The sequence below is a fragment of the Bradyrhizobium sp. ISRA464 genome (assembly GCF_029910095.1).
GTDB lineage: Bacteria > Pseudomonadota > Alphaproteobacteria > Rhizobiales > Xanthobacteraceae > Bradyrhizobium.
The window spans coordinates 4,041,835-4,067,825 of record NZ_CP094526.1; the positions used below are offsets into that span (position 1 = coordinate 4,041,835).

The 25,991-nt window shown below is 64.2% G+C and carries 23 protein-coding genes and 2 pseudogenes; 11 read left to right on the forward strand and 14 right to left on the reverse strand.

The genetic code is table 11. The annotated features are described in order from the left end of the window. Window positions 1–46: 46 nt before the first annotated feature. From MTX19_RS19030 to MTX19_RS19040, 3 genes are all read right to left on the reverse strand, one after another. Window positions 47–1,150, reverse strand: a complete 1,104-nt coding sequence (locus MTX19_RS19030; RefSeq protein WP_280978806.1) for a serine/threonine protein kinase — start codon at window positions 1,148–1,150, stop codon at window positions 47–49. A gap of 5 nt (window positions 1,151–1,155) precedes the next feature. After that, the gene (trmFO, locus tag MTX19_RS19035; protein WP_280986107.1) at window positions 1,156–2,607 is read right to left on the reverse strand and encodes a methylenetetrahydrofolate--tRNA-(uracil(54)-C(5))-methyltransferase (FADH(2)-oxidizing) TrmFO; all 1,452 of its coding nucleotides are present in this window, start codon (window positions 2,605–2,607) and stop codon (window positions 1,156–1,158) included. A 110-nt stretch (window positions 2,608–2,717) separates the two neighbouring features. Further along, window positions 2,718–2,870 (reverse strand): DUF1127 domain-containing protein, encoded by a 153-nt coding sequence (locus MTX19_RS19040; protein ID WP_016846063.1) that lies wholly within the window; start codon window positions 2,868–2,870, stop codon window positions 2,718–2,720. 834 nt (window positions 2,871–3,704) lie between these two features. Here MTX19_RS19040 and MTX19_RS19045 point away from each other — a divergent pair. Further along, window positions 3,705–3,968, forward strand: coding sequence for a hypothetical protein (locus tag MTX19_RS19045; protein WP_280978807.1), 264 nt, complete (start codon window positions 3,705–3,707; stop codon window positions 3,966–3,968). Between the two features lie 57 nt (window positions 3,969–4,025). Here MTX19_RS19045 and MTX19_RS19050 read toward each other — a convergent pair whose 3' ends face one another. Together MTX19_RS19050 and MTX19_RS19055 are read right to left on the reverse strand one after the other, a co-directional pair. Then, window positions 4,026–4,841: a lytic murein transglycosylase gene (locus MTX19_RS19050; RefSeq protein ID WP_280978808.1), complete on the reverse strand. Its 816-nt coding sequence runs from the start codon at window positions 4,839–4,841 to the stop codon at window positions 4,026–4,028. Window positions 4,842–5,091: 250 nt separating this feature from the next. Then, window positions 5,092–6,003, reverse strand: coding sequence for a DUF2189 domain-containing protein (locus MTX19_RS19055; RefSeq protein ID WP_280978809.1), 912 nt, complete (start codon window positions 6,001–6,003; stop codon window positions 5,092–5,094). Between the two features lie 296 nt (window positions 6,004–6,299). Here MTX19_RS19055 and MTX19_RS19060 point away from each other — a divergent pair, with 296 nt between their 5' ends. Both MTX19_RS19060 and MTX19_RS19065 read left to right on the forward strand, forming a co-directional pair. Further along, window positions 6,300–6,719 (forward strand): DUF3597 domain-containing protein, encoded by a 420-nt coding sequence (locus tag MTX19_RS19060; protein ID WP_280978810.1) that lies wholly within the window; start codon window positions 6,300–6,302, stop codon window positions 6,717–6,719. A gap of 93 nt (window positions 6,720–6,812) precedes the next feature. Next, window positions 6,813–7,603, forward strand: a pseudogene (locus MTX19_RS19065) (fumarylacetoacetate hydrolase family protein). Window positions 7,604–7,614: 11 nt separating this feature from the next. Here the strand turns inward: MTX19_RS19065 and MTX19_RS19070 are convergent. After that, window positions 7,615–7,887 carry a GNAT family N-acetyltransferase gene (locus tag MTX19_RS19070; RefSeq protein ID WP_280978811.1) on the reverse strand — a complete coding sequence of 91 codons (273 nt, stop codon included), beginning with the start codon at window positions 7,885–7,887 and terminating at the stop codon, window positions 7,615–7,617. A 224-nt stretch (window positions 7,888–8,111) separates the two neighbouring features. Here MTX19_RS19070 and MTX19_RS19075 point away from each other — a divergent pair, with 224 nt between their 5' ends. From MTX19_RS19075 to MTX19_RS19085, 3 genes are all read left to right on the forward strand, one after another. Beyond that, window positions 8,112–8,513 carry an SPW repeat protein gene (locus MTX19_RS19075; protein ID WP_280977896.1) on the forward strand — a complete coding sequence of 134 codons (402 nt, stop codon included), beginning with the start codon at window positions 8,112–8,114 and terminating at the stop codon, window positions 8,511–8,513. Between the two features lie 252 nt (window positions 8,514–8,765). Then, the gene (locus tag MTX19_RS19080; RefSeq protein ID WP_280978812.1) at window positions 8,766–10,406 is read left to right on the forward strand and encodes an acyl-CoA synthetase; all 1,641 of its coding nucleotides are present in this window, start codon (window positions 8,766–8,768) and stop codon (window positions 10,404–10,406) included. Window positions 10,407–10,410: 4 nt separating this feature from the next. Next, window positions 10,411–11,286 (forward strand): DUF296 domain-containing protein, encoded by an 876-nt coding sequence (locus MTX19_RS19085; RefSeq protein WP_280978813.1) that lies wholly within the window; start codon window positions 10,411–10,413, stop codon window positions 11,284–11,286. 741 nt (window positions 11,287–12,027) lie between these two features. Here MTX19_RS19085 and MTX19_RS19090 read toward each other — a convergent pair. Both MTX19_RS19090 and MTX19_RS19095 read right to left on the reverse strand, forming a co-directional pair. Then, a complete protein-coding gene (locus MTX19_RS19090) occupies window positions 12,028–13,638 on the reverse strand; it encodes an IS1182 family transposase (RefSeq protein WP_280978673.1) in 1,611 nt (536 codons plus the stop codon). Between the two features lie 77 nt (window positions 13,639–13,715). Next, window positions 13,716–14,039 carry a hypothetical protein gene (locus MTX19_RS19095; protein WP_280978814.1) on the reverse strand — a complete coding sequence of 108 codons (324 nt, stop codon included), beginning with the start codon at window positions 14,037–14,039 and terminating at the stop codon, window positions 13,716–13,718. A gap of 271 nt (window positions 14,040–14,310) precedes the next feature. Between MTX19_RS19095 and MTX19_RS19100 the strand changes: the two are divergent. Then, window positions 14,311–15,083 (forward strand): annotated as a pseudogene (locus tag MTX19_RS19100) (AAA family ATPase). A gap of 155 nt (window positions 15,084–15,238) precedes the next feature. Beyond that, a complete protein-coding gene (locus MTX19_RS19105) occupies window positions 15,239–15,571 on the forward strand; it encodes a PRC-barrel domain-containing protein (RefSeq protein WP_280978815.1) in 333 nt (110 codons plus the stop codon). Window positions 15,572–15,804: 233 nt separating this feature from the next. Here the strand turns inward: MTX19_RS19105 and MTX19_RS19110 are convergent, their stop codons facing one another. Beyond that, window positions 15,805–16,731, reverse strand: a complete 927-nt coding sequence (locus tag MTX19_RS19110; RefSeq protein WP_280978816.1) for a nucleoside hydrolase — start codon at window positions 16,729–16,731, stop codon at window positions 15,805–15,807. Between the two features lie 246 nt (window positions 16,732–16,977). Here MTX19_RS19110 and MTX19_RS19115 point away from each other — a divergent pair, with 246 nt between their 5' ends. Both MTX19_RS19115 and MTX19_RS19120 read left to right on the forward strand, forming a co-directional pair. Further along, window positions 16,978–17,517 carry an SRPBCC family protein gene (locus MTX19_RS19115; protein ID WP_280978817.1) on the forward strand — a complete coding sequence of 180 codons (540 nt, stop codon included), beginning with the start codon at window positions 16,978–16,980 and terminating at the stop codon, window positions 17,515–17,517. Window positions 17,518–17,520: 3 nt separating this feature from the next. Continuing rightward, entirely contained in the window at window positions 17,521–18,459 is a 939-nt protein-coding gene (locus tag MTX19_RS19120; protein WP_280978818.1) for a cytochrome D1 domain-containing protein, read from the forward strand. Window positions 18,460–18,564: 105 nt separating this feature from the next. Here MTX19_RS19120 and MTX19_RS19125 read toward each other — a convergent pair whose 3' ends face one another. The 5 genes from MTX19_RS19125 to MTX19_RS19145 form a co-directional block, all read right to left on the reverse strand. Continuing rightward, complete coding sequence (locus tag MTX19_RS19125) at window positions 18,565–18,978, reverse strand: barstar family protein (RefSeq protein WP_280978819.1); 414 nt, start codon at window positions 18,976–18,978, stop codon at window positions 18,565–18,567. Between the two features lie 10 nt (window positions 18,979–18,988). Further along, entirely contained in the window at window positions 18,989–21,964 is a 2,976-nt protein-coding gene (gene uvrA / locus MTX19_RS19130) for an excinuclease ABC subunit UvrA (RefSeq protein WP_280978820.1), read from the reverse strand. A gap of 264 nt (window positions 21,965–22,228) precedes the next feature. Continuing rightward, a complete protein-coding gene (locus tag MTX19_RS19135) occupies window positions 22,229–22,891 on the reverse strand; it encodes an outer membrane protein (RefSeq protein WP_280978821.1) in 663 nt (220 codons plus the stop codon). 244 nt (window positions 22,892–23,135) lie between these two features. Then, the gene (locus MTX19_RS19140) at window positions 23,136–23,882 is read right to left on the reverse strand and encodes an outer membrane beta-barrel protein (protein WP_280978822.1); all 747 of its coding nucleotides are present in this window, start codon (window positions 23,880–23,882) and stop codon (window positions 23,136–23,138) included. A 374-nt stretch (window positions 23,883–24,256) separates the two neighbouring features. Beyond that, window positions 24,257–25,000 (reverse strand): outer membrane beta-barrel protein, encoded by a 744-nt coding sequence (locus MTX19_RS19145; RefSeq protein ID WP_280978823.1) that lies wholly within the window; start codon window positions 24,998–25,000, stop codon window positions 24,257–24,259. A gap of 438 nt (window positions 25,001–25,438) precedes the next feature. Between MTX19_RS19145 and MTX19_RS19150 the strand changes: the two genes are divergently transcribed. Next, on the forward strand, window positions 25,439–25,927 hold the full coding sequence (locus MTX19_RS19150) for a single-stranded DNA-binding protein (protein ID WP_280978824.1): 489 nt from the start codon (window positions 25,439–25,441) through the stop codon (window positions 25,925–25,927). Window positions 25,928–25,991 lie beyond the last annotated feature (64 nt).

Below are 25,991 nucleotides of genomic sequence, written 5' to 3' on the forward strand. Positions count from 1 at the left end.
GAGTGGGGCTTCGGGACGCGTTTGTCGAGGGCCGGCGGGCGATGTTCTAGCGGGACAGCCGGTCCATCTCGGCGACTTCAAAATTGAAGCGGTCGCGCAGGTTCTTGCGCTGTTCGAGGATGTCCTTGAGGAATTCGCGATCGGCGTCGCTGTTCATCATCGGCTCGATCAGGTCGATCTGGTTCATGGCGACGAGCTGCAGGATTTCGGTGCGCGGCTTGCCGGCGGCATCGCGCGGCAGCGCGTGCACGATCTGGATGTGCTCGGGCGGCTTGATGCCCTTGGCAGTCGCGAGCTCGCTGCGCAGCGTCTTCTCCAGGGCGGACTGGTCCGCTTCGACGAAGGCGTATAACCCGACGCCGACGCGGCGATCGGCAAAGGCGACGATCGCGGTATCGCGCACCTCGGGGTTCCGGCGGATCAGGTCGACCAGCACGGGGGCGTCGTTGACCAGCCGCCGGCCGCCGCCTTCGCGGTCGGTGAAGTTGAAGATGCCCCGCGTGATCGCCTGATAAACCTTCTTGCCGGTCTTGAGCCAGATGCTGGCAACCGCAGATTTCTTGGCGAGCACCTTGCGCTCCATCGGCGTCAGGGCCTCCGGCGCGTAGCTGCGCTTGTGCTTCAGCAGATGGCGCAGATCCTCATAGGCCGCGATCCGGAACAAGCGGTTACGGGTCCTGAAGCAGGCGGCGAGCTGGAAGTCGGTGAGGTAGGCGCGGCCGTCACGGCCGACCAACCAGTTTTGCTCCTTGGCAAGATCGTTGTGGCAGATGCCGGCGCGGTGCAGCTTGCGCAACGTGGCCTTGGCGGAACGGAAATAGGCGACGTCCCCATGCGGCTTCGCCAGATGCAGTGCGACGCCGTCGATGAAGCCGCGCACCAGCGCGCGCCTACCGGCCCACAGCAGTTTTGGGCCGACGTCGAGATCACGCGCCAGTGTCAGCGCGCGGCGCTCGCGCGAAAACAGATGCAGGGCGAGGCCGAATGACCAGAACGGCACCTGGTCGAGCCGGCGCAGCACGCCGTCGACCTCGCCGTCATCAGCGCGGAATCGGCCGCGTTCGACCGTGGAGAACACGTCGCGCTTGAGCAGGACACCCTGGCTCCATCGCTGCGACAGGGTGGCAGCGTCGTCTTTCGGCAAGCTCATGGTTCCTAGGCCGCCGCCGCTACGCGCAGGTGGTCTGCGATCCAGTGATCGAGGTCGGCGAGCGCCCGCGCGCTGATCGCCTGCTTCTTTGCGACGGTCTTCTCATTGCCGCGCAGCCGTGAACCGTCCGGCTTCTTCGTCGGCGGATTGGCGAGCGGCGGGAACAGGCCGAAATTGATGTTCATTGGCTGGAACGAGCGTGGGCCGGATTCGATCGTCTCGATATGGCCGCCGGTGATGTGGCCGAGCAGGGCGCCCACTGCTGTGGTGGCCGGCGGCGGTGTCAGCGATCGGCCGCGCGCGTCGGCGGCGGCACACAGCCCTGCGATCAAGCCGACGCTTGCCGACTCGACGTAACCTTCGCAGCCCGTCATTTGTCCCGCGAAGCGCAGCTGTCCCGCGAAGCGCAGCCGTGGCTGCCCGCGCAGGCGCAATTGTGTGTCGAGCAGCTTCGGCGAGTTCAGGAAGGTATTGCGATGCAGGCCGCCGAGGCGGGCAAATTCCGCCTTCTCAAGGCCCGGGATAGTTCGGAACACGCGCTGCTGCGCGCCATGCTTCAGCTTGGTCTGGAAGCCAACGATGTTGTACAGCGTGCCGAGCTGGTTGTCCTGCCGCAGCTGCACGATTGCATACGGCTTCACGGTCGGATTGTGCGGATTGGTCAGTCCCACCGGCTTCATCGGCCCATGGCGCAGCGTTTCGGGACCGCGCTCGGCCATCACCTCGACCGGCAGGCAGCCGTCGAAATAGGGCGTGTTGGTCTCCCAATCCTTGAAGTCGACCTTTTCGCCCTCGAGAAGCGCCGCGACGAAGGCGTCATACTGCTCCTTCGACATCGGACAGTTGATGTAGTCGGCGCCGGTGCCGCCGGGACCGAGCTTGTCGTAGCGTGACTGGAACCACGCGATCGACATGTCGATGGAATCCTTGTGCACGATCGGCGCGATCGCGTCGAAGAACGCCAGCGCGCTCTCGTCCGTCAGCTGCCTGATCGCATCCGCGAGCGGAGCCGAGGTGAGGGGGCCGGTCGCGATGATCACGTTGCTCCAGTCGTGAGGCGGCAGGCCCGCTACTTCCTCACGGCTGATCTCGATCTGCGGATGTTCGTGCAGCGCCTTGGTAACGGCAGCGGAGAAGCCGTCGCGATCGACTGCCAGCGCGCCGCCCGCGGGCACCTGGTTGGCGTCGGCCGCGCGCATGATGAGCGAGCCCAGGCGCCGCATCTCGGCGTGTAGCAGCCCGACCGCGTTGTTGGCGGCGTCGTCAGAGCGGAAGGAGTTCGAGCAGACCAGTTCGGCGCAGCCGTCGGTCCGGTGGGCTTCGGTCATCCGGGTCGGGCGCATTTCGTGCAGCACGACACGGACGCCGGAATTGGCGACCTGCCAGGCGGCTTCCGAGCCGGCGAGACCCGCGCCCACGATGTGCACGGGTTGGGAAGAAGAGTGGTGCGGTGTCATCGCGCAGCGTTAGCGCGTTTTGATCCCGTATGCATCTGAAACCGAGCCGGAAACGATAACGCCCGCTGCAGAAGCGGGCGTTATCCGTTCATCAGATGGCCGATGAGCGATCAGCCGTTGTAAGTGCCGGCGGCAACGCGCGGAATGTCCGAGCGATCGAGGCCGATATCGGCGAGTTCACGGTCGCTGAGCTGGGACAATTCGCTGACATTGCGCTGATAATCCCGGAAAGCCTGGATCATGCGGATGAGCGAGAGTAGCATTGGTAGTCTCCTGGTAGTTCAGATTCAGCTTTTCAAAAGCCTCATCGTTGAAATGAATATAGATGGGATTTTGCAGTGCAGTAGTTCCGATGTTGCGATGCAGCTAAGCCTAAAATGCATGACGGCGGTAAGTTTCGATTAACTGTTCCGGGCATGCCGAAGGCGATCGCCTACGGGAGTTCCATGTGGTTGGGGCGATCAATCAAAATGCATTATAGTTCAGCAGCTTGTGCCGCCTTCCGACGGATCTTCCGTCCTCTCTAGTTGGTAATTTAGGACCGTAAAATCAATCCCAAGTGTCCCGGGACACGGTAGGACCTCCGTTGGGTTCTATGCGTGATTCGCATATGGAATCTCGCTCATAGTGTGAATTTATATTCATTATGTGCTCGGTGGGGCTAAAGCCGCGAAGCGGCAATTGGTGACACTGATAGTGGAGGGCCTTTCGTCTCGCTTCGCAGGCAGGTGTTGCTACCTGAGAGGCAACGTGATTCTTGAGGGCGCGCCGACTGGCAGGACGCCGGGAAGGCCCAGCGGTCGTCGTTGCCGAATCCCGAATCCAGAGTGAGTCGGCTTATCGCTCTGGATGTAGTGCTGGGTATCGCAACCGCCGCCACTCTGCCGTTCGATCGAAGCGGCTTCACAGGTAACGTGATCGCGCTTACCAACCTGTAATGAAAATGCGGCGCAATGCATGCAGGAGTTGCGCCCAGCGTCGATCACATTCGTATCGCGCGAAGTTCATTCTGAGCGCTGAGGGGAACAGCGAATAATCGTTCCGCAGATTCCGCAATCACGCGGGACGTCTGTCTACGAACAAGATGGATAATTCCCATGATCAAAACATTGATCGGCGCAGCTGCAATGGCTGTCGTTGCTTACGCTGTCGCTCCCGCACACGCCGCCAGAATGGGCGCCGCCTGCAGCGGCCCGAACCTGAGCAAGACCGAAGCAGCGGTGGAGGCTATGGCCGACACTGAAGTCAAGTTTATGGCGGAGAAGGAAATCTCGCTCGCTCAGGACGCGATGCTGAACGGCAAGATGGGCGCCTGCGGTGCGCACCTCGGCAAGGCTGCGCGCGCCAGCATGGCGAAGTAAGCCTTTGTACATTGCGATAAGGGCCGGTTGCCCTGGGGCAGCCGGCCTTTTGACGTATTAGGGGGCGTGGGCGAGCTGCGTGGCGAAGTAACCGATGGTCTTGGCGTAGACCTCGCTCTTGTTCCACTGCTGGATCACTGCAAAGTTCTCGCTGCCGGGCTCCCAGTCCTTGCCCTTCTTCCAGCCGTAGCTCTTCAGGAAGTTTGCCGTCGATGCCAGCACATCCGGCACGTTGTGCAGCAGGTCGCGCTTGCCGTTGCCGTCAAAGTCCACCGCGAACTTGATGTAGGACGACGGCATGAACTGGGTCTGGCCGATCTCGCCCGCCCAGGCGCCGCGCATCTCTTGCGGCGCGAGATCGCCGCGCTCGATGATGCGCAATGCATCCATCATCTCGCCCTTGAACATGTCGGAGCGGCGGCAGTCGTAGGCGAGTGTCGCCAGCGACCGCATGGTCGGAAACTTGCCGGTGTTGGCGCCGAAATCGGTCTCCAGTCCCCAGATCGCGACGAGAATCTCTCCCGGCACGCCATAGGCCTCTTCGATTCGCGACAGCACCGAGCCGTATTGCTTCATCTTGTTGGAGCCGCGGATGAGGCGCGGTGGGACCATGCGCCCCGAGAACTGTTCGAAGGTCTGGCTGAAGACCTGCTGCGAGTGATCGCGCGCCAGGATCGTCTTGTCGAGCGTGACGCCGTTCAGACCGGCCTGAATCGCATTCTGCGAAATGCCCTTGGCGGCGGCTTCCTTCTTGAAATCGTCGAGCCAGGCCTCGAACGAACCGGTGCCGCAAGGGGCGGCGAGCGTCGACGCGGTCGATGCCAGCAGCCACGCGCCGATGGCAAGCGCGCGATAGGAAAGACGAGAGCTCATATGGCCGTTCACTCCGGAGGCGACGATCTGATCGACATTGGTATTGAAAACCGGCGCGTATGTTCTCGGCAACAGCGGCCAAAACAAGGCTGGTCCGCAACCTGTCGATGTCAGACAGGGGTGCAATTACCGCGCCAGCATCACGTCCTGTTGACGGCCGGATCCCGCTGCGCCGGACAGCAAACCGCCGGCCGAAGATCGGCCGGCGGTCGGTGTTGCATTCGGCGTCGCGCAGGATTGCGGCCAGCACTCAGCTACGATCGCTCCGCCGCCAGGGAAACAGGTTGGCCGGAAAATCGGCGGCGGGTTTGCGCTGGCGCGGTTCGGGAATGACCGGCCGCGCATTCGGATCCTTCACGATCACCTCCCGATAGAGATGCCAGGTGGCATGACCCAGCAACGGGACCACGATCGCAAGGCCGAGGAAGAACGGGATCGTGCCGAGCACCAGCAACACCGCGACGATGAGGCCCCAGGCCGCTATCGGCACCGGATTCCTCGCGGCGACGCGCATCGACGTCACCATCGCTTCGCCGGCGGTCGCATGGCGATCGAGCATCATCGGAAATGCGATCACGCTGATGCAGAGCGCGACGAGCGCGAACAGGAAGCCGACGCCACAGCCGACCACGATGAGCCACCAGCCCTGCGAAGTGGTCAACACGCGCCCCGCAAAATCCGGAATGTTGGCGGCAATTGCATAGCCGAAGGCGGCCGTGTAGATCGCCTGCGCGGTCGCGATCCAGGTCACGAACAGTGCGAACAGCAGCGTGCCGACCCCGAGCATCGCGCCAAACGACGGCGAGCGGAACACCTGGAAGGCGTCCCACCCGGTGGCTTCCTCGCCGTTCTCTCGGCGGCGGCTCATCTCGTAGAGGCCGATCGCTGCAAATGGGCCGAGCAGGGCAAAGCCTGCGGCCAACGGAAACAACAGGGGCAGCACGGAATAGCCGTGCACCGTGCGCGCGAGCACGAGGCCGAGCACGGGATAGATCAGGCACAGGATGATGGCGTGACTTGGCACCGCCTTGAAGTCCTCCCAGCCGAGACGCAGCGCTTGATGCAAATCGGACAGGCCGATGGTGCGGATAACTGGCGCAGACACGGTGCTTTTTCCGCTCTGCGTCATCGATGTGACATTGCCTTGATATGGAGTGGCCATGGTCGTTGTCTCCCTCTGGACGGCCGCATTCTGCGCCCGGCGCACGGGCACATACGTGCCGCCTCTCGAAGCGATCACGAGCAGGCCAGACGCGAAAGACAGAGCAGGGAACTGGCCGTGTCGCGAACTGTATAATCAAGGTACTCCCAAACCGGATCGAAAGCACGCACTCACGCTTAAGTGAATGTCGCATTGGCAAGCTATGGAGGGGGCGGTACACTTTATGTGCGACCGGGGGTCAGGCGTTTTAGCGCCGTCTGACCTGCAAACCATCTCAAGTCCTGTGGGAGTGAACGATGAGCATTTTCGGAAAAATCATGAGCGCGATCTTCGGCAGCAGCGCGAGCGCCGCGCCCGCTGGCGGAACGGCCACAAGCACAGCTCCCGCCGGCGGATCGCCCTCCACCAGCGCATCGTCCTCTTCTCCAGCCGCGGCGCCTGCTGCTGCGCCCGCGCAGACAGTTGACGTGGCCCCGATCCTCGACGCTGCGGTCGCTGCGAAGAAGGAGAAGCTGGAGTGGCGGACCTCGATCGTCGACCTGATGAAGGCGCTCGACATCGATTCCAGCCTCGGCGCGCGCAAGGAGCTCGCCAAGGAGCTTGGCTACGCCGGTGACACCAACGACTCCGCGAGCATGAACATCTGGCTGCACAAGCAGGTGATGGCGAAGCTCGCGGCCAACGGCGGCAAGCTGCCCCCGGATATCAAGCACTGACGGGATAGTGATCCCGGACATCAGCAGGGCCCGCGCCAGCGCGGGCTCTTTTTTATGGGTCGGCAAACATCTATAGACCGGCCAACAACGCCCATGACTGATCCCGACCGCCGGGCGATGCTGACGACCGGTGCCCTGGCGCTGGTCGGCGCCGCCGCACACGCCGTGCCGGCAGAAGCGCAACCCGCGCCGAAGCGATGTTTCCGGTGCCGGCCGTGACGATCCCGATCGTCGGCGAGACCGAGGTGTTCCAGGTGCGCCGCATCTATTGCATCGGCCGCAACTACGCGGCGCATGCAATCGAGCGCGGCTCCGATCCGACCCGCGAGCCGCCATTCTTCTTCCAGAAGCCGACGGACGCGATCCAGAACGTCGCGATCGGCACGGTCGCCGATCATCCCTATCCGTCGCTGACCAAGAATTATCACCACGAGGTCGAACTGGTGGCGGCGCTGAACTCCGGCGGCACCAACATCTCGGCCGGGAACGCGCTCGATCACGTCTATGGTTACGCGCTCGGTCTCGACATGACGCGGCGCGATTTGCAGAACGGCATGGCCGCCGAGAAGAAGCCGTGGGAGATCGGCAAGAGCTTTGACCACGCTGCAGTGCTTGGACCGATTCATCCGGCCAGCAAGACCGGCCATTTCACCAAGGGCGCGATCTCGCTCGCGGTCAACGGCACGGTGCGGCAGAGCTCGGACTTGAAGAACATGATCTGGAGCGTCGCCGAGCAGATCGCAAGACTCTCCGAGGCGTTCGAGCTCAAGGCCGGCGACATCATCTATTCCGGCACGCCGGAGAATGTCGGTCCCGTGGTCAAGGGCGACGTGCTGCTCTGCAAGCTCGACGGCTCGCCCGACATGTCGATTCGGATCGTCTGAGGAGCAGGGCGTCAGCCCGCAAGATCCTCGTATTCCGGATGCTTGCGCAGGTAGTCCACCACGAAGCCGCAGCCGGCGATCTCCTTGTGGCCGTCGGCACGGATCAGCTCCAGCGCCCCCTTGACCAGCTCCGATGCGATGCCGTTGCCGCGCAGGGCGCGCGGTGTTTCGGTATGGGTGATGATCGCGGCTGACGGCGTCAGCCGGTAATTCGCAAAGGCGATGCCGCCCTTGGTGTCGAGCTCGAAGCGTTGTTGGGCCTTGTTGTCGCGGACGGCAGCCATCGCAAAATCCCGGTTGATTCACTCTGCCTGAGCGACCAGGCCGCAGATTGGCATTTGCTGTGGCTTCTACCGCAGTGCACACACGCTGATAACATCTTGCGGGTAAATGCGGTTCGGTTACGTTTGACGCCAGACATACGCCGCTGCTGCGGTCGGATGATCGTTTGGCAGGGAGCGGAAGTGCCGGCCGCCGACGTATGCCTCTGTTCGGGAGGAGGATCGTCATGTCGGACAATCGTTTCTTCAAGACACACCACGCCTGGGAGGATTGGTTCGGCATGCTGCTCGGCGTGCTGATCATGGTGTCGCCCTGGTTTCCGATTCAGGTGAGTGACACTATCGATCTCGAACGCAGCCACCTGGTCCTCAACAGTTTCGTGGTCGGCATGCTGGTGCTGGGCCTGGCTCAGCTCGAATATGTCGCGCTGCATCGCTGGGAGGAGGCGGCGAGCGTCCTGCTCGGGCTCTGGCTGATCGTGTCGCCCTTCGTGTTCGGCTATGCCTCGGACCAGGCGCTGCAGCTCTGGCACATCGTGCTTGGCGTGCTCGTCGCCATCGTGGGCGCGTGGCAGCTCTGGCAGGACTGGAACCTGAGCGAGCAGGAACTGGCCAAGCATCCGCAGTAGCGCCGGTTCGGGCGAGGGCGGTCTGATATCTCCTCGGCTGCCAGCAAGGCGCGGTCGAGGCGCTTTTGCGTCTCGATCGTCGTCTCGCACAAAGGCCGCATCGTGCGGGCCTTGCCGAAGCCTGTGGCTTGGCGATAAACCGGATCACACCATCTCCCTTGCGGCGCTTGAAGACGCCCGGTTCTGACCGAGGAAACATCCGATGATTGTCCTGACCATGCCCCTGATGTTGCGCGTATCGGCTGGGCGGCCATGAGCGGGACGGCCACTACCGCGCCGCGCGGCGGTATCGCACGGGTGTCGCGCCGGGTGATGAACCTCGCCTACATCCTGACCCAGAACGCCCGCCGCCATGTCGATCGTCCGGGCTTCATCTGGAACGAGAAGGTCTGGTCCTGGCGTCACATCGACCAGAACGTCTCGGCGCTGGCGGCAGCGCTCGCCGCGCGCGGCATCGTCAAGGGCGACCGCATCCTGGTGCATTCCAAGAACTGCGACGAGATGTTCTGGTCGATGTTCGCGGCCTTCCGGCTCGGCGCGGTCTGGGTGCCGACCAATTTCCGCCTGATGCCGGACGAGGTCGCCTATCTCGCGGCGGCCTCCGGCGCGAAAGCATTTCTCTGCCACGGCGACTTTCCCGAGCACGCCAGGGCGGCGGCCAACCCGGCGCTCGAGTTCGTCTGGCGGATCGGCGAGCAGGGCACGTTCGGCGAAGCCACCGTCGGCGACGTCATCGCCAGGCATGCCGGCGCTGAGGTCGAGAACATCGCGGTCGAGTACGACGATCCCTGCTGGTTCTTCTTCACCTCCGGCACCACCGGCCGCTCCAAGGCCGCGGTGCTCACCCATGGCCAGATGGCCTTCGTGATCACCAATCATCTCGCCGACCTGATGCCTGGCACCACCGAGCAGGACGCTTCGCTGGTGGTGGCGCCGCTGTCGCATGGCGCCGGCGTCCATCAGCTGGTGCAGACCGCGCGCGGCGTGCCGACCATTCTGCTGCCGTCGGAGAAGTTCGACATCGCGGAGGCGTTCCGGCTGATTGCGAAGCATCGCGTCAGCAACATGTTCACGGTGCCGACCATCCTGAAGATGATGGTCGAGCATCCCGCGGCCGATCAGCACGACCATTCCTCGCTGCGCTACATCATCTATGCCGGCGCGCCGATGTATCGCGAGGACCAGAAGGCGGCGCTGAACAAGCTCGGCGGCGTGCTGGTGCAGTATTTCGGCCTCGGCGAGGTCACCGGCAACATCACCGTGCTGCCGCCGGGCCTGCACGATCCCGAGGACGGGCCGCATGCGCGGATCGGCACCTGCGGCTTCGAGCGCACCGGCATGCAGGTCTCGATCCAGGGCGACGACGGGCGCGAGCTGAAAGCCTTCGAGACCGGCGAGATCTGCGTGATCGGCCCGGGCGTGTTCGCCGGCTACTACGACAACCCCGAGGCCAATGCGAAGGCGTTTCGCGACGGCTGGTTCCGTACCGGCGACCTCGGCCACATGGACGAGGAGGGCTTCGTCTACATCACCGGCCGCGCCTCCGACATGTACATCTCCGGCGGCTCCAACATCTATCCGCGCGAGATCGAGGAGAAGATCCTGACCCATCCCGCGGTGGGTGAGGTCGCAGTCCTCGGCGTGCCCGATCCGTTCTGGGGCGAGGTCGGCGTTGCCGTCTGCGTCGCGCGCGAAGGCACCGATGCGGTCGGCGAGGCCGAACTCTCGGCGTATCTCGCGCCGAAGGTGCCGCGCTACAAGATGCCGAAGCGGTTCTTCTTCTGGGAGGCGCTGCCGAAGTCCGGCTACGGCAAGGTGCCGAAGCGGCTGATCCGCGACGAACTCGAGGCGCGCGGGCTGCTCGAGGTGATCGCCAAATCGCCGGGCGGCTAGCGCGATGCGCAGCATCGCCCAGCCCGGCGCTCCGCCGCTAGAGCGCATCCAATGGGTCGCCGCGCGCGGCCGCGCGTTTTCATTCACGCTCGAGGCCGGCATTCCGTTGCTCGAGGCCGTGCGCCGCGGCTTTGCAGCGGAGGGGTTTTCGAGCGGCGTGCTCAACGCGAAGGGCGGGGCGCTCGGCCCCTTTGCCTATGTGATGCCGGCGCTGTCGAAGGACGGCGCCAACGCGGCGTTCTACAGCGACACCTTCCGCCCCGACGGCGTGACCCGGCTCAAGCTCGCAGCGCTGACCTTCGGCGCGCGTGATGGTGTGCCGTTCTTCCATTGCCACGGCCTGTGGACCGAGGCGGACGGCCGTTTCAACGGCGGCCACATGCTGCCGGACGAGACCGTTGTCGCCGAACCCTTCGAGGTCAACGCGTTCGGCATTGACGGCGCGACGTTCCTGGCCGAGCCCGACAGCGAGACCAACTTCAAGCTGTTCGGCCCGGTCGCCACCGCGCCGCTTGGCGCAAAGACCACCAGCCACGCCTTCGCGCTGCGGCTGCGACCGAACCAGGATTTCGCCTGTGCGCTGGAGAGCTTCTGTCATCAGCACGGCATCCTGCGCGCGCGGCTGCACGGCGGCGTCGGCTCGACCATCGGCGCTATCTTCACCGACGGCCACAGCGTGGTGCCGTTCGCGACCGAGCTTGCGGTGACGGCAGGTGACATCGCAACCGACCCCGATGGGCAGTGGCACGCCGAGCTCGACGTCGCGCTGGTCGACTATCTCGGCGGCATCGCCGAGGGGCGGCTGGTGCGCGGCGACAATCCGGTGCTGATGACGATGGAGCTCGTGCTGGAGGTGCTGGAGGAGGCGGAGCAGCCGTAGGGACGGGGCGCGCTCTCTTCCGACCGTCGTCCCTGCGTTCGCAAAGCAGGGGCCCGTGTTCTGCGGGGGGAGTTGTCGGCGGGGGGCTCGTCATTTGTCGTCCTGGCGAAGGCTAGGACCCATAACCACCGCATTTGATCGTAAACGGGAACGTGGCCCCAATGTCGCGCAACAATGAGCATTTGGGGTAATGGGTCCCGGCCTGCGCCGGGACGACAGCGAGTTTGTTGCACGGCTTGTGAGTCATACATTCGCACTCTCGCGGCGCGATGCGTCCGAGGTTTGCAGCAAGTCTCGCCGCTCTGAAGATCAGAGGGCGCAGGGAAAGCCGGGTGCCGATCGCACCCATGGGTCCCGAGCAAATGGAAAGCTCGGGAGGTAGGACCACAGGTGAAACCGGAACGATCCCGGCTTTCCCTGCGCGATGGCTTTACGGCTTATACGTGCTCTCCCCGGCGAGACTGGGCTTTGTTGTCACCGTCTTTGCAAAAGCGCTTCGCGCTTTGCAAGGAGACACCTGCCACTAGGGCGTCAGGCCTGCACGACTTCACCGTCCGCCTCATGCGCACTCGTCAGTTGCGCAATCGGCGTCCACCGCATCTCGACCCAACACTCGTGACGATCGCGAAGCGCCCCTCAAGCGGGTGAGACGGGCTATTCATACACTGAGTTGCACTTCTTGAAAACAGAAATATTTTTGATGCGAGGTCTTGTGCCGTCGAGACTGGGCAAGAATGGCAACTAAGGGGCTGGGGCGGCTCGGAAAGCACTGACGACGAGCGACAGCGAGATTTTGGCGCGGAAGGGCCGCAAAGCAAGCCGAATGGCGCGCAGAGTGGCCGCAAGGAGGTTTGCGCCGGCAATGCGCGTCTTTTCTGCAAGGTACGCGACGAAGCGGTCGAAGCCGAGAATGCTGAGCACGCGGGTGAAGTTGTAGCAAAGCGCCATCAGGCTCCATTCGCCGCGGACCTTGTCGAAGCCGCGCACGAGAAAGTGCTGATAGCCGGCGCGGCATTTGAGTGTTCCGAAAGGGTGCTCGACGATGGCGGAACGGCGGCGCATCAATGTGGCAGCCTCGGCGCTTTGCATCCTCATGCGGTGACGTTCGAGAACGTCCTCGTGTTCCCAGCGCGCGATGCTCCGGTAAGGCGCCTTCGGGGCAAGACACCGCGCGCTCAGGGGACATGCTGCGCAGGCCGCCTTGCGCGCCAGGTAGCGGATCTCGATGCGGCCGCTCGTGTTCGTCCAGCGCCCTTCCGTCGGGCGCAGCAGCTCGCCGGCCGGGCAACGGTAGGCATCGGCGTTCGCATCGTAACTGAAGTCCTTGCGGCTGAGGCGGCCTTCCTTGAGCTTGCCATTGCCCTCGTGCAGCGGCACATAGGCAACAATGCCGTCATCCTCGCAGGCCTTCAGGTCCTCGCTGGTGGAATAGCCGGCATCGGCCGCCACCTGCAGAGTCTCGACGTCGAGGGCCTCTTTTGCCGCCTTTGCCATCTCATGAAGATGGCCCGCGTCGTTGCGGTTGACGACCTCGCTGGCAACGATGAGCGTGTGCTTGTCGTCAACGACGCTCTGCACGTTGTAACCCGCAATGGTCTGGTCGCCCTTGCTCAGAAGCCTTGCGTCGGGATCGGTCTTCGAGAGTTGCCCCTTGTCGCTTGTCTCCAGGTTCTTGAGGTCGGCTTGCGCGCGCTCGCGCCGGGCCATCAGCTCCTTCACCTTCTCGCCGACATCGCCGCTGCCCTTGCTGCCATCTCCCGGACCGGCACATCGCTTGGCTTCCTCGGCATCGTTGGCTTCAAGGGCCTTGCCATAAGCCTCGATCTCCTTGTCCAACGCGGCGATCTGTTTGGCCAGCTTCCCTTGCGTGAAGATGCTGCCCTTGCTGGCGTTACCATGGAATAGCGCCCCGTCGATCGCAACGAAGGTCCCACCGATCAGGCCGAGGTCGCGCAGGAGCAGCACGAAACTGCGGTTCGCGGCCTTGAGCGCCGCCCAGTTCTCCTTGCGGAAGTTGGCGATCGTCCGATAGCCCGGCTTCATGTTCTTCAACAGCCAGATCAGCTCCAGATTGCGGCAGGCCTCCCGCTCCAACCGCCGCGACGACCTGATCTGGTTGATGTAGCCGTAAAGGTAGAGCTTCAGCAGATCGGCCGGATCGTAGGGCGGCTGCCCCACTTCGTCCGCGGCACGATCCGCATGGCGGAAGCCGAGCTTTGAAAGGTCGAGCGCGCCAACGAAACTGTCGATCGCCCGCACCGGATTCTGCTGTCCGACATAGTCCTCAATCCGGGGAGGAAGAAGACTGGGTTGCTCCCGGCTGTCGCCGGCCTTGAACGTCCGATTCGCCATGCGCCGAATCGTACATCAACTCCAAAAAATGCCGAGTTCTTGCCCAGCCTCGTCGGGCAAATCAGTGCCAAGGCGCATCACCGCCGTTTCCGCACATGGATGTTGATGTCGAGGTCGATCTCGCTGACGCAGGTCTGTTCGGTGCTGTGCGAACTGCCTTCGTGCCAGGGGCCCCTGCGCAGGCTGACCTCGCCGACGCCGGCAAGCCGCAGGCAGCGCCATTGCGGCAGGTCGCCTGAACTCTCACCGGCGAACTGCCAGGCCAGCACCGCTTCTTCGCCTTTCCTGTTGTGCCCGATGATGTGGGGGCAAAGCTCGCGTCGTCGCCCCTGATAGCTGCACGCGACCTGTTGCTCGGTGAGAATCGCCTTGCGGAAAAGGTCATAGGCGCGACTGGGCATCCGCTCGGGCCTCAGGGATGTGACAGGTGGTCGCGGTCGTCGACAGCACGATGCGGCTCGGCGGGGCCTGAAGCCCTCTGGGGCGGGGCGTCATCTCAGGAGAACACGCTTGCAGCGTGATGTTTCCGCGCGGCAGGCGACGCACGCCAAACGTAGCATGAGGCGCCGCGAGACGTTGGGGTACGCGTTGATGTTCTTGTTACGTTCTTGGCGGATTCGCGCGCGTCTGGGATGGTGCGTTCCGAGGCGCCGAGCCCCGGAGGCAGGACGAATGGCCAGACGACGACATCGCCCCATCAACATGCCTGCGCCCTATCTCAGGCGCATCTGGCTTGATCCCGCACGCATTGCGAACCGTAACGTCTATCCGTTCGTGCTGCCGCTGCTGCGCGACGGTTTCGAGCTCAGCTTCGACAAGGCGATCACCATCATCGTCGGCGAGAACGGCACCGGCAAGTCGACGCTGCTGGAAGGCATCGCCGTGATGGCCGGCTACGACGATGCCGGCGGCGGCAAGGGCTACCGGCCGGTCGACCATTCCAGAGCGCTGGAGGAGATGGGTGGATCGCTGGCCAGCGCGCTGCGCGCAAGCTGGCTGCCGAAGATCACGAATGGCTGGTTCTTCCGCGCCGAGAGCTTCTTCTCGGTGGCGCGATATCTAGACGAGGCGGCGCTCGACGATCCCTTGGGCGGGCCGCCGCCCGACTTCCTGTCTCATTCCCACGGAGAAGGCTTTCTGCGCTTCTTCAACGAGCGCTGCCAGAGGCAAGGCATCTTCATCTTCGACGAGCCTGAATCCGCACTGTCGCCCTCGCGCCAGATCGAATTCCTGAAGCTGCTGCGCCGGATGGACGAGACCGGCCACTGCCAGGTCATCATGGCCACCCACGCGCCGATGCTGATGGCCTGTCCCGGCGCGGCGCTGTTGCGCCTGACCAAATACGCGCTCGAGCCGGTGGCGCTGGAGCAGACCGATCACACCGGGTGATGCGCGAATTCTGCGACGACCCGCAGGGGTTTGTCGAAGCCGCGACCGAGGAGTGAGGACGGGCTTGTGGCGCTTGGTCCGCGCCAAGCGCGGCCGGGCGGAACCCGCCGGGATCGTCGCAGGATGCGCCGGATGATGCTTCGCCGGCCTGCTCCACCGCTGTCATTTCGTGCTAGATTGCGGCCGTACAAGCGGAAACAGGGAGGATGCGATGCATCACACCTTGGTACCCAGTGACCGCGTCGAGCACGTCCATGTCTACGGACGCGACGGCGCCAAACTCGGATCGATCGAGCGGCTCATGCTCGAAAAGCTGAGCGGAACGGTGGCCTATGCCGTGATCAAGACCGGCGGGATTCTCAGCACCCACCACCATTATCCGGTGAAGTGGAGCGCACTTCGATACGATCCGGAGCGTCAGGCCTATGAGGCCGAGGCGACACTGGAAGAGCTGCAGACGGGCCCGTGCGAGATCGACGGTGACGAATTCGACTGGGGTGATCGCTCGCAGTCGTATACGCACCCGAACTACTGGGCGGTGTAGACATAGCGAAGCGAAGGGGCGGACTGACCGGCCGCGTCGGGCGGCTCAACGAGCGAACGGCGGAACTGCGGCTCATCACTCGCCCTAGTTGCGTCCGCAACCGCGTAGCCCGCATCAGCGAAGCGACATGCGGGTCAGAACATCGCATTTCACAGGACGGTCCCGGATATCGCTTCGCTCATCCGGGCTACATGCCGAGAGCCAGCCGCGCAGCGACGCTTCGGCAATTCGCGCTACGCTTGTTTTTCGGCAAACGCCTTCAGCTTCAGGAAGAAGTCCTTCAGGATCGCGTTGCGGTCGATGAAGGTCACGTAGCGGATCGGATGCCGCCGGCGATCGATGCTCCAGGTCATCTGGTCGGTCAGAACAGGAGCGGGGACGATCACGCTCGGTGCCCAGTCGGGGTTGAGCAGCCAGCCGACCGGCGCCATGTCCCAGATCTCCTTGGCCCAGCCGAGATGATCTGACGAATAGTCCTTGAAGCGCTGCGCCAGGAACGCGCCGATGCTGCCGTGCGGTTCGACGTAGCGCTCGATCTCCGGCACGGTACTGTGCAGGCGCGAGGTGACGCCGAGGCAGGGCACCAGAACCAGCGGTACGCCGCTGTCGAGCAGCGCCTGCGCGCCGCCGACATCCTGCCTGAGATTGAACTCGGCCGTATCAGGCCATTCCAGCGCATGGCCGCCGAGCCACACCACGACGACGCGATCGATGATGTCGGGCGCCATGAGCAGCGCCGAGGCGACGTTGCTGATGGCCGCGATGGCAACGATGTAGAGTGGATTGTCCGGCGATCCCGCCCGCGCCCGGGCGATCAAGTCATCGACCGCGGTCGCCTCGCGCGCCTGCTTCGTAGGGCCGACATAGTCGGTGACACCGCGATGAACCAGGCCGTCGGGCGAGATGTTCAGGCGCTCCAGCAGGCGCAGGATCTCCTGGTAGCTGAGCTCCATGCCGTGACCCGGGCCGTCCGAACGCTTGTTGAAGAACGGCGCGGCGTAGATCGCCTCCACATCAAAGCGATCCCGCGACAGCAGCATCTGGACGATCGCGAACTGGTCGTCGATCTCGTTGTAGGTGTCGGTGTCGAGCACGACGCGGACCTTGCCGGCTGGTGGTGGCGCGAGCAGCTTCAGGCGGGCGGCTTCGGAGAGGGGCATCGTCTTCACCTCGAGGAGCGTTTGGCTATCAAGATTAGGCCTTCAACGGGAGCCGGGATAGCCGCTGCTGGCGGCGTGAGACCGACCATCGAGGCGCGGCCGTCGTGCGGGAGGCTTGCCTCCCGGGGAAGACGACGGCCGCGACTTCGCTCTCGTGCAAGAAACCGGTCCCCCATCTGGTCTATGGCGAGCCATAAGCTTCGGCACGCGCAATGCCGCGCAGGCCGATCCAATGGAGGAGACGGGATGAAGGGAACGATCGCGAGGGCCTGCGTCGTGGTGGCGGCGTTGGCTGTGCTGGGAGCCGCCTGGGCCCACGGGCCGACCCGCCGGAAGGTGCAGGAATCGATCGAGATCGACGCGCCACAGGCCAAGGTGTGGGCGGTGATCGGCAATTTCCAGGACATGAGCTGGCTCGCGGGCGTCAGCAAGACCGAGGGCGACAAGGGCAACGAGATCGGCGCCACGCGGCGGCTGACGCTGACGCAAGGCGCGACCATCGACGAGGAGCTCTACAAGTACGACGCCGACATGATGAGCTATTCGTACCGGATCACGGCGGTCGATGTGAAGGTGCTGCCGGTCACCAATTATTCCTCGACGCTGACGGTGTCGCCTGCTCCCGACGGCAAGGCGAAGCTGGAATGGGCCGGCGCGTTCTACCGCGGCTATCCGAACAACGACCCGCCGCCGGAGCTGAACGACGAGGCCGCGATGAAGGCGGTGAGCGGGCTTTATCGCGCCGGGCTCGAAGCGCTGAAGAAGAAGATCGAGAGCGGCAGCTAGAGCATGCGGGCGATCGTACTGGCGGCGCTGCTCGCCGGCCTCACGGCCGCGCATGCCGAGGAGGCGTTCGTCACCAACCAGCTCAGCGATGACCTCACGGTCGTCGATCTCGCGACATCGAGGGCGGTCGCGACGATCGCGATCGGCGGCAAGCCGGCGGGCGTCGCCGTGACATCAGACGGCCGCTTCGCCTATGTGACGAGTCCCGATGCCAAGTCGCTCGCCGTGGTCGACGCCGCCGCGCGCAAGGTCGTTGCCCGGGTCGATGTCGGCGGCGGTCCGCTCGGCATCGCCGTCGCACCCGACGGCGCGACGGTCTATGTCGCCGACTGGTACGCCGCCGCGGTGCGGGTGATCGACGCGCGGGAGCAGCGCGTCGTCGCCAGCCTTGCGGTCGGCGCATCGCCGTCCGGGCTCGCCGTGACGCCGGACGGGCGACTGTTGCTCTCGGCGGATCGCGACGACGACAGCGTGTCCGTCACCGACACCTCAGCGCGCGAGCGGAGAGCGATCGTGAAGGTCGGGACCCATCCGTTCGGCGTGACTGTTGATGCCGAGGGCAAGCGCGCCTACACCGCCAATGTCGGCTCGAACGACGTCTCCGTGATCGACATCGCCACCAACAGCGAGATCGGCCGCGTGCATGTCGGCCTGCGCCCCTATGCGGTCGCGTTGGCGCAGGGCCGCGGTTTCGTCACCGACCAATATGACGGCACCGTCAGCGTGTTCGATCTCGCGACGTTGCAGCCGCTGAAGCGGATCAATGTCGGGGACTACCCCGAAGGCATCGAGGCGACGGCCGACGGCAAGCGGATCGTGGTGGCGAACTGGGAGAGCAACACGCTCAGCGTGATCGATGCCGTCGAGCTGAAGGTCGTCGACGAGGTCAAGGTCGGCGACGGCCCGCGCGCGTTCGGGGCTTTTCTCAGGCGGACGGAGTAGGTGCTGAGATGGGTTGGTCGAAGCGAAGACGGATTGATGGGTAGGGCGGGTTAGTCGTAGGCGTAACACGCCACGTTGGTCGCAAGATCGGCGGATTACGCTTCGCTAATCCGCGCTACGCTTGCTACGGGCTTTCTCCGCTCGAAGCAGCCAGATGACTTGCTCACGATGCTTGAGGGGAAATGCGACCGAAAGCGGATGGGCCTCCGATCGCGACATTTTGCGAGCAGCGTCATTCAGTATCGCAACGTACGTCATCGCATTCGGCACGTCATTAATTAGCGGCACGTCAGCGTGCGTCACAAACACGGGACCCGGCGGCAACCATGAGAGATCGCGAATACATTCCTGGAACGAATCCCAATTGTTGCCAAAGTAATCGGGAAATCCAAGCTGCGTGGCGAGCGCAACCAAGAGTGCCGCTTTGCTCGTCACGTTTTCGGGGATGTCGGCGCGCGCCACCGCAGCGTGTGGCAGGTTGTCATCCGCGAACGCGAGGCATGTTTGCAGCTCACTCACCCGGCCAACGCTACTCCGCCGCCTCGCTCGCGCTGCTCTTCCGCGGCTTGCTGTTCGCCTTCTTCAGCACTGGCGCAAGGAATTTGCCGGTGTAGCTGCGCGGTGCCTTGACGATGTCTTCCGGCGGGCCCCAGGCGACGATCTCGCCGCCGCCGTCGCCGCCTTCGGGGCCGAGGTCGATCACCCAGTCTGCCGTCTTGATGACCTCGAGATTGTGCTCGATCACCACCACCGTGTTGCCCTGCGCGACCAGCTCGTGCAGCACCTCGAGCAGCTTTGCGACGTCGTGGAAGTGCAGGCCGGTGGTCGGCTCGTCCAGGATGTAGAGCGTGCGGCCGGTGGCGCGCTTTGACAGCTCCTTGGCGAGCTTGACGCGCTGGGCTTCGCCGCCCGACAGCGTGGTGGCCTGCTGGCCGACATGGATGTAGTCGAGGCCGACGCGGTGCAGGGTCTTGAAGGTCTCGCGCACGCGCGGCACCGCCTTGAAGAACTCGGCGGCTTCCTCGACGGTCATATCGAGCACGTCGGCGATGCTCTTGCCCTTGAACAGCACCTCCAGCGTCTCGCGGTTGTAGCGCTTGCCCTTGCAGGTGTCGCAGGTGACGTAGACGTCGGGCAGGAAGTGCATCTCGATCTTGATGACGCCGTCGCCCTGGCAGGCCTCGCAGCGGCCGCCCTTGACGTTGAACGAGAAGCGCCCGGGCTCGTAGCCGCGCGCCTTGGCCTCGGGCAGGCCGGCGAACCATTCGCGGATCGGCGTGAAGGCGCCGGTATAGGTCGCGGGGTTGGAGCGCGGCGTGCGGCCGATCGGCGACTGGTCGATGTCGATGATCTTGTCGATATGCTCCAGCCCCTCGATGCGGTCGTGCGGGGCGGCGCCTTCGCTCGCATTGTTGAGCTTGCGGGCGATGGCGCGGTAGAGCGTGTCGATCAGCAGCGTCGACTTGCCGCCGCCGGAGACGCCGGTGACGCAGGTGAACAGGCCGAGCGGGATCTCGGCCGAGACGTTCTTCAGATTGTTGCCGCGGGCGTTGACGACCTTGATGGTGCGCCGGTGGTTCGGCGGCCGCCGATCCGGCACGGGCACCGAGAGTTCGCCGGTGAGATACTTGCCGGTCAGCGACTTCGGATTGCGCATGATCTGGTCGGGCGTGCCTTGCGCCACGATATGGCCGCCGTGCATGCCGGCGCCGGGGCCGATGTCGAGCACGTAATCGGCGAGGCGGATCGCGTCCTCGTCATGCTCGACCACGACCACGGTGTTGCCGAGGTCGCGGAGTCGCTTGAGGGTGTCGAGCAGGCGGGCGTTGTCGCGCTGATGCAGGCCGATCGACGGCTCGTCGAGCACGTAGAGCACGCCGGTCAGTCCCGAGCCGATCTGCGACGCCAGCCGGATGCGCTGGCTCTCGCCGCCGGACAGCGTGCCGGAGGAGCGCGACAGCGTCAGGTAGTTCAGGCCGACGTCGAGCAGGAAGGTCAGGCGCTCGCGGATCTCCTTCAGGATGCGCGCGGCGATCTCGTTCTGCTGCGCGTTCAGCGCCTCCGGCACCGTCTCGAACCATTCGCCGGCGCGCTTGACCGAGAGGTCGGCGATCTCGCCGATATGCTTGCCGCCGATCTTGACGCACAGCGCCTCGGGCTTCAGCCGGTAGCCGTGGCAGCCCGCGCAGGGGATGTCGGAGAAGTATTTGCCGAGTTCCTCGCGCGCCCACTCGCTCTCGGTCTCGCGGTAGCGGCGGTTGATGTTGGTGACCACGCCCTCGAACGGCTTCTTGGTGTCGTAGGAGCGGACGCCATCCTCGTAGGAGAACTTGATCTCGTCGTCGCCGGAGCCGTGCAGCAGCGCGGCCTGCACCTTCTTCGGCAGGTCCTTCCACTTGGTGTCGAGCGTGAACTTGTAGTGCTTGCCGAGCGCGGTCAGCGTCTGGATGTAATAGGGCGAGGACGACTTCGCCCAGGGCGCGATCGCGCCCTTGCGCAAGGTCAGCTCCTTGTCGGGGATCACGAGATCCTCGTCGACATGCTGCTCGACGCCGAGGCCGCCGCAGGCGGGGCAGGCGCCATAGGGGTTGTTGAACGAGAACAGCCTCGGCTCGATCTCGGGGATCGTGAAGCCGGAGACGGGGCAGGCGAACTTCTCCGAGAACAGGATGCGCTCGGGGCCGCTCTTGTCGTGGATCTTGGCGGTCTTCTTCTTGTCCTCGGTCGCGCTAGCTGCCGGTGCGTCGGCATATTCGATCACGGCCAGTCCGTCGGCGAGCTTCAGCGCGGTCTCGAAACTTTCCGCGAGGCGCTGGGCGAGGTCTGGGCGCACCACGATGCGGTCGACCACGACGTCGATGTCGTGCGGGAATTTCTTGTCGAGCGCGGGCGCGTCCGCGAGCTCGTAGAAGGTGCCGTCGATCTTGACGCGCTGAAAACCCTTCTTCAGGTACTCGGCGAGCTCCTTCTTGTATTCGCCCTTGCGGCCGCGCACGACCGGCGCGAGCAGATAGAGCCGGGTGCCTTCGGGTAGCGCCAGCACTCGGTCTACCATCTGCGAGACGATCTGGCTCTCGATCGGCAGGCCGGTGGCCGGCGAATACGGCACGCCGACGCGCGCCCACAGCAGGCGCATGTAGTCATAGATCTCGGTGACGGTGCCGACCGTCGAACGCGGGTTCTTCGACGTCGTCTTCTGCTCGATCGAGATCGCCGGCGACAGGCCGTCGATCTGGTCGACGTCGGGCTTCTGCATCATCTCCAGGAACTGGCGCGCATAGGCCGACAGCGACTCGACATAGCGGCGCTGGCCCTCGGCATAGATGGTGTCGAATGCGAGCGAGGATTTGCCCGAACCGGACAGGCCCGTGAACACCACGAGCTTGTCGCGCGGAATCTCGACGTCGATGTTCTTCAGGTTGTGTTCGCGCGCGCCGCGGATCGTGATGGCGCGCGACGAGGAGCCCGCGGTCTGTTGGCGCTTCGACTTCAGCACTTCATCCATTGCGGCAATTCCGGGCGCCTGATGCTGCGCCTTTTGGGCGCGCGTCACCGGTGATGCCGGGACCTTGCGCCGATGGCTGTGTGAAGACTGGAACGTAGGAAGAACGGCAGCGGATTTCCAGTGCCGTGTTGGGTCCATCAACGGATAGTTTGCCGGATGGCAGCAGCCGTCAGCAGCACGGTCCTGCCACAGCAAAAAGGCCGGCGCGAGGCCGGCCTTTCGTCACCACGGTCGTGAAGGTCACGACAGGGTCGTGAAGTTCGATCAGTAGCGCGCGACGATCGGGCCGCCGAAGTGATAGTTCACACCGACCTGGACGCTGTGCAGGTTGAGATCGCCGGAGGGAACGCCAAAATAGTTCTCGCTGCCGAGGCTGCGATAGAGGTATTCGCCCTTGACCGACCACTGCGGAGCGAAGAACGCCTCGATGCCCGCACCGACGGTCCAGCCGGAATGGAAGTGGCTCTCCGAGACCGTCACGCCGAGCGCGGTGGCGCTGATCTTGTTGTCGACCCAGGCGTAGCCGCCGGTGCCGTAGAACAGCACCTTGTCGACCGCGAAGCCGATGCGGCCGCGCACGGTGCCGAGCGAGTCGATGCGGCTCTTGGTGGTGATCCCGAGCGCCGTGACCGAGGCGTCGACGTCAGCCCAGCCGCCGTCAGCTTCGAGGCCGTAGACGATGTTGCCGGCCTGCCAGTTGTAGCCGATGGTGCCGCCGGCGAAGCCGCCGCTCATCTTCGGGGAAGCGTCGGTGTTCTCGCTCGCATAGCCGCCGAAGCCGCCGATGTAGAAGCCGGTCCAGTTGTAGATCGCGGCGGGCGGCGGAGCCTTGACGTAGGGCGCACGCGCCGCCATGTCCGCGGCCGAGGCCGGAGCAAACGCACTCAAAACAAGCAAGCCGGCCGACGCCAGCAAAACGGTCTTCATTTTCAAAATCCCAGTCCCATTCTTCTTGTTGTCCCTTCAAGCCCTCGAAGGGAGCGTCACGGCAGTGTTGCGTGACGTTGGCGCGCTTCTACACGGATAAGCTGGGACGTGTGTCTCCGGAAAACAACAATGCACGGGAAACGTGCAGCCCAGAACGCCGGCTGGGCACAGGCGTGTGCTCTCCGGGCAACAAAAAGGCCGGCGCGAGGCCGGCCTTTTCGCTGAATAGCATCAACTCCTACGATCAGTAGCGCGCGACGACCGGGCCACCGAACTTGTAGTTCAAACGGACGGTGACGAGATCGACGTCCTGACGGATGCGATCGCTGCCGACGATGACGCCGGTCGCCGGCGAGGTGAAGTTGAGGGTGCGATCTTGCATGAACAGGTGATCGTACTCGACGCCGGCCGTCCAGTTCGGCGCGAAGCCAAATTCGAGGCCCACGCCAACCGTGCCGCCCCAGCGGGTGTCGTCACCGCTGCTCGCAAACAGCGCGCCGGTGAGATCGTTGATGCGGTATTTGTTCGAGGTCACGGCGGCGCCGCCCTTCAGGTAGAGCAGGACGTTGTTGGCGGCGTAACCGATCTGACCGGTGAACAGGCCGAACGCATCGATCTTCGAGGTGTTGACGAAGCCGGGGAACAGCAGGCTGGTGTTGCTGCCCTTCAGGTCGGCCCAGTCGCCCTGTGCCTCAAGGCCGAACACCCAGGTGCCGGCCTGCCAGCGATAGCCGATCTGGCCACCGGCCACGCCGCCGGTCGCATCATGACTGCCTTCCGCGCCGACCAGGAACGGCGGGACCGAGTCCCAACTGTTGCGGCTCGAACCCCAACCGCCGTTGGCACCAATATAGAAACCGCTCCAGTCGTACACCGCGGCAACCATCGGCGGCGGCGCCTTGGTGTAAGGACGCGCGGCCAGGTCGGCTGCCGACGCGGAGGTAATGCCGAGAGCGGCGATGCTGACCGTTGCGACCAGGAACTTCTTCATGGGATCCCCCTTCCTGAGAAAAGCTCTGCACTTGGGAACAAACATTACCATGTGTTTCGCGGAAGGACTGTCGCTGAGCGGCCACAGTCGCCAACAAGTTGCGCTGGTTCCGTCTTCACAACTCCTTAACGTGTGAAGGAGTTCTGCAGACGCGCGCGCCGCGCAGGCCGATCCGAAACTGAAAGCGGCCCGGGACAAAAAGACCGGCATCGGGCCGGCCCTTCGCGGCCTCGTCAGATCGCGCGATCAGTGTTTTGCGGCAACGGGGACCGCCCCAATTGGAGGGAGCGCGGTGCGCCCGACCCAACCATCAGGCCAACAAAAAGGCCGGCACAAGGCCGGCCTTTTCGTCCCCAAGAAATCCGATCGCGCGATCAGTACTTCGCGACGACGGGGCCACCCCACTTGTAGTTCACGCGGACGGTGACGAGATCGACGTCCTGACGGATGCGATCGCTGCCGACGATGACGCCGGTCGCCGGCGAGGTGAAGTCGAGGGTGCGATCTTGCATGAACAGGTGATCGTACTCGACGCCGGCCGTCCAGTTCGGCGCGAAGCCAAATTCGAGGCCCACGCCAACCGTGCCGCCCCAGCGGGTGTCGTCACCGCTGCTCGCAAACAGCGCGCCGGTGAGATCGTTGATGCGGTATTTGTTCGAGGTCACGGCGGCGCCGCCCTTCAGGTAGAGCAGGACGTTGTTGGCGGCGTAACCGATCTGACCGGTGAACAGGCCGAACGCATCGATCTTCGAGGTGTTGACGAAGCCGGGGAACAGCAGGCTGGTGTTGCTGCCCTTCAGGTCGGCCCAGTCGCCCTGTGCCTCAAGGCCGAACACCCAGGTGCCGGCCTGCCAGCGATAGCCGATCTGGCCACCGGCCACGCCGCCGGTCGCATCATGACTGCCTTCCGCGCCGACCAGGAACGGCGGGACCGAGTCCCAACTGTTGCGGCTCGAACCCCAGCCGCCGTTGGCACCAATATAGAAACCGCTCCAATCGTACACCGCGGCAACCATCGGCGGCGGCGCCTTGGTGTAAGGACGCGCGGCCAGGTCGGCCGCAGCGGCCGGCGCAGCAAATGCAATCAGTGCGACCGTAGCCAGCAAATATTTCTTCATGATCGATCTCCCACCCCTTCCGCTTCCCTTGGTCCCGAAGCGGCGACGCGAGCGCCCGCGCCATCCAATCAAACCTATACTCCGATTCAACCGAAAAGGCCGTCTCCCAAATGCCACACTCGCGGAAGAAGTTCGGTCTCGGCAAGACTATGATTTGTTTATATTTTTTCTGAGGCTCTGGCAGTTGGAGCGGCTTTTGCGGCGGAGCCGGCCTGCGATCCGTAACCAAGATTCTTGCTACGGCTGGTTGCGTGGAACAAAGCTGGAACATTTCGCCGGGCGATGCTATATGTGGGGATAACCGCTGAGTGGCCGTGCGAATGGCGGAGGCGGCGGGGCGGCGTCGGCGTATAGGGGCGTTCGACGCCTGCAGTAAGTGGCGAAGGTTGAGAGTGGCGGCCGATGTCCGGCCGCCCGGTTTTGAGTGGAGATGAAGCGATGGCGGGAAGCGTGAACAAGGTGATCCTGGTCGGAAACCTCGGCAAGGATCCGGAAATCCGGCGGACGCAGGACGGCCGTCCGATCGCAAACCTTTCCATCGCCACTTCGGAAACCTGGCGCGACAAGGGCACCGGCGAGCGCAAGGAAAAGACCGAGTGGCACCGCGTCGTGATCTTCAACGAGGGCCTCTGCAAGGTCGCCGAGCAGTACCTCAAGAAAGGCGCCAAGGTGTACATCGAGGGCCAGTTGCAGACCCGCAAATGGACCGACCAGAGCGGCGTCGAGAAGTACTCGACCGAGGTCGTGCTGCAGGGCTTCAACTCCAACCTGACCATGCTCGACGGGCGCGGCGGCGGCGGAGGTGGCAGCTTCTCCGACGACGGCGGCAACGATTTTGGATCGGCCGGTCCGACAAGTTCGGCGCCGCGGCGCGCGGTCGCCGCCGGCAGCCGCAACAGCGACATGGACGACGACATCCCGTTCTGAACGGGATTGTCACCTTTCGAACAACCCTGTCAGGCGCAGTTCCGTGAAGATCGCTTCGCGGAAC